At 42.2% G+C, this 3,395-nt stretch carries 3 protein-coding genes; all 3 read right to left on the bottom strand.

The annotated features are described in order from the left end of the window. Nucleotides 1–284 (bottom strand): DUF805 domain-containing protein (locus tag QZ158_RS08100; RefSeq protein WP_293887468.1); only part of this gene is annotated, 284 nt, incomplete at its 3' end. A 248-nt stretch (nucleotides 285–532) separates the two neighbouring features. Beyond that, nucleotides 533–2,383 carry a nucleoside-diphosphate sugar epimerase/dehydratase gene (locus tag QZ158_RS08095; protein WP_001035728.1) on the bottom strand — a complete coding sequence of 617 codons (1,851 nt, stop codon included), beginning with the start codon at nucleotides 2,381–2,383 and terminating at the stop codon, nucleotides 533–535. A 75-nt stretch (nucleotides 2,384–2,458) separates the two neighbouring features. After that, a complete protein-coding gene (locus tag QZ158_RS08090; protein WP_049477581.1) occupies nucleotides 2,459–3,289 on the bottom strand; it encodes a glycosyltransferase in 831 nt (276 codons plus the stop codon). Nucleotides 3,290–3,395: the final 106 nt, after the last annotated feature.

Genomic DNA, 3,395 nt, shown 5'->3' with positions numbered 1-3,395 from the left:
ACAAATACAATAAAAATATAGGCCCAATGGATACCCACATCTCGTAAGCGACGTACTATCAGTGCTAGTAGAGGAACAAACTCTACTATAAACAAAATAATACACATACTGAAGACCGCAATATTCCTGATGGCTTTATCAGATTCTACTCCAGTAAAAAGTGAGTAGTAGGCGGGCAAGAAAATTATCATATTTAGCAGCCAAACCCACCAAAATTCTGGACGTGTGGAACGACCAGAAAAATTTGCATAGCCTTTGAAAAAACTCCTAATAGCACTCAGCATACAAAAATCTCCTTTTGATTTTAATACTTATTTCGCAAAGTTATGTTACCAGCTTAAAAAAGAGGTAGTTTTTAGATTGTCTGAAATCACTCTCCTAATAGATCACATAACATCGTCCCTTGAATAGTTGCGCTTATTAAACCTTTGAAAGATCCGATGTTCTCTACTCTCTATTTATAAAAACCAGCTTTCTGATTCTCTCAGAAAACTGGCGATAGTTGTTTCATTATGAAGGTAGATGGACACTCTTACTCAGCATGAGTTGTTTCATTTGCAAAGGAAATGATTGCTTCTTTGAGCTCATCTCCGCTGAGTGAACGGAACTCTTCAATCTTTTGATCAATCGCTTCTAGCGGCATGACATTTACCTTACCAACGAAAATCTTGTCCATGACTTGGTTATCAACCAATTCGGTCGAAACCAAGAGTTCTTCATAGAGTTTTTCACCTGGTCGAATACCGACCTCAACGATTGGAATTTCACTTTCCGTGTGCCCACTTAGAAGGACCATTTTCTTAGCCAAGTCATAGATCTTGACTGGTTTGCCCATATCGAGGATAAAGACTTCTCCGTCCTTGGCATAAGCGCCAGCATGGATTACTAGACGGCTAGCCTCTGGAATGGTCATGAAGTAACGTGTCATACGGAAGTCTGTCACCGTTACAGGACCACCTTCAGCAATCTGACGTTCAAAGACAGGAATCACGCTACCACGACTACCCAGAACATTTCCAAAACGGACTGCACAGTAGGTTGATTTACTACGTTGGTTAAAGCCAGTGACAATCAATTCTGCCACGCGCTTAGTCGCACCCATAACATTTGGTGGATTGACTGCCTTGTCAGTCGAAATCATGACCATCTTAGGTACTTTGGCCTCATCAACAGCCTTGGCAACATTGTAGGTACCGAGGATATTGTTCTTGAAGGCTTCTTTTGGATTGCGCTCCATCATCGGAACGTGTTTGTGGGCTGCAGCATGGTAAACAATGGCTGGTTTGTACTGCTCAAACACCTGCAAAAGACGGTCATAGTCCTGAATATCTGCAATAACAGGAACATAATCAATCCCTTGGAATGTACGGATCAATTCATGATAAACGAGATAGATTGAGTTTTCACCATGTCCAAGCAAGACAATACGCTCGGGATTGAAGCGACTAACCTGGCGACAAATCTCCGAACCAATCGAACCACCAGCTCCTGTCACCAAGATGGTCTTGCCTGTAATCTCAGTACCCAGACGCGATTCGTCGAGACGAATTTCCTGACGGCCCAAAAGGTCTGTGATATCAATTTTCTGGAAACCACTGCCTGGTTGATGGAGTCCTTGAACGACTGTCTCAACCTTAGGCATCTTGTAACATTTGACGCCTAGCTTATTACACATCTGCAAGATGCGTTCGTACTCTGAGGGGTCAAGCGAAGGGATCGCTACGATGACACGCTCGATTTGGTGACGTTTAGCCAATTCAGGCAGATTGTCATAGGAGCCTAGAACTGGGATTCCACCTAGTTTTTGTCCCTTTTTCTTTTCATCGTTATCCAATATCCCCACTAGCTCAAGGTCGCTAGTTGGATGTTGGTAGCTGTTCATAAAGAGGGCGCCACCATCACCAGCACCGATCAAGAAGGTACGGCGATGCTCTCCATCTCCACTACCTTGCTTGCGCTTAGAATAAATCAACTGCCAAGTGATACGAGGAAGCAAGATGAGGAAGGTACTCAACAAAATGAAGAGTACGATGAAACGGATAGAAAACAATGGAAGAAAGGCATAGCAGATTCCATAAGAAAGAACACTGCTGAGCATCACTCCGAAAAAGATTTTCATGAAATCCGTAATCTTGCTATAACGACTGATACTAGCATTTAGCCCCCAAAATGCAATCATGATTTGATAAAGGAGGAAGGCTAAAAGAGTGTAGATTACATAATCCACAGGCGCAGGATTTATAAGGCCATAAAACAAGATATAAGATACGATGATGGAAACCACCATACTCAGAATATCGAATATCCCCCAAAACACTTGTTTTTGCTGTTTATTTAAAATTTCAACCAGATCAATCACATAATCTGTTAGTTTTTTATTCATAGGAATTTACTCCCCCTTAAAAGAGTCAGATGATACTGTTGTTATGATAACCTGAATCATTCAGTCTATCGGGGCTTACTTTCTCTTTCTTAAAAGTTTGACGAAGATAAACTGACGTACAAAGCCTGGACAAAGTGCAACAATTGCCTGAATGGCTACACTTTTAGCATATTCCATGTAAGAAATTTGCCCTCGCTCAAGCATCCGTTGGCGAGCTTGACGATAGAGTTTAAGGTAACGCAAGCCACCTCGACGCTCAAACATCCCTGCACCGACACGAACCTTACACAAGATTTGATCTAGGTTCCCAGTCTTGGCACCTGCAGCAATCATATTGAGCCAAAGGAGGTCATCCTCCATGTAAAGGCCATCTTCATAGTTGCCCGCCTTGAGGACCATGTCCTTTTTGAACATGACTGTCATATGGTTAAAGGCGCTTCTCATTCTCTGATAAGCCACAATGTCTGCATGCTGAGTTGGAACACGACGATAAGACACAATCTCATCTGGATTGTCAATGAACTCTGCGATATGCCCACCTAAGAGGTCGAGATCTTCTTTCTCCATTAGCTGAAGCTGTTTCTCAAAACGATCCGGAACGGCTAAATCATCCGTATCCATGCGGGCAATAATGTCATACTGGCACTGTAAAACACCGTATCGAAGAGCCAAGCCTAAACCTTGGTTTTGTTCTAAGGGGCACCGTTTAACTGGAATGTCTGACTGAGCTTCCACTTCATCTAGCACCTGATAGAGTTCGGGTGTGAGCGGGCCGTCCTCAACAAGAACAAGTTCGCTCGGTTTCAAGGTCTGGTTTTGAACACTTTTGATAGCATCTCTTAAAAACGTCGGATTTTCCTTTACATAGACCGACATCAAGACGCTGATTTTTTGCTTTTCAGACACAGTTTTTCTCCAATATATAGATTTCCTTCCACTATTTTATCACAAAATTTCCTAGTTTCCTATTTTTATATCAAATCAAGGAAAATTCTAGTAAAGAAATCTGTCT

Origin of the sequence: Streptococcus sp. A12 (assembly GCF_905372335.1) — a bacterium.
GTDB lineage: Bacteria > Bacillota > Bacilli > Lactobacillales > Streptococcaceae > Streptococcus.
This window is presented reverse-complemented; position numbering and strand designations above follow the sequence as displayed.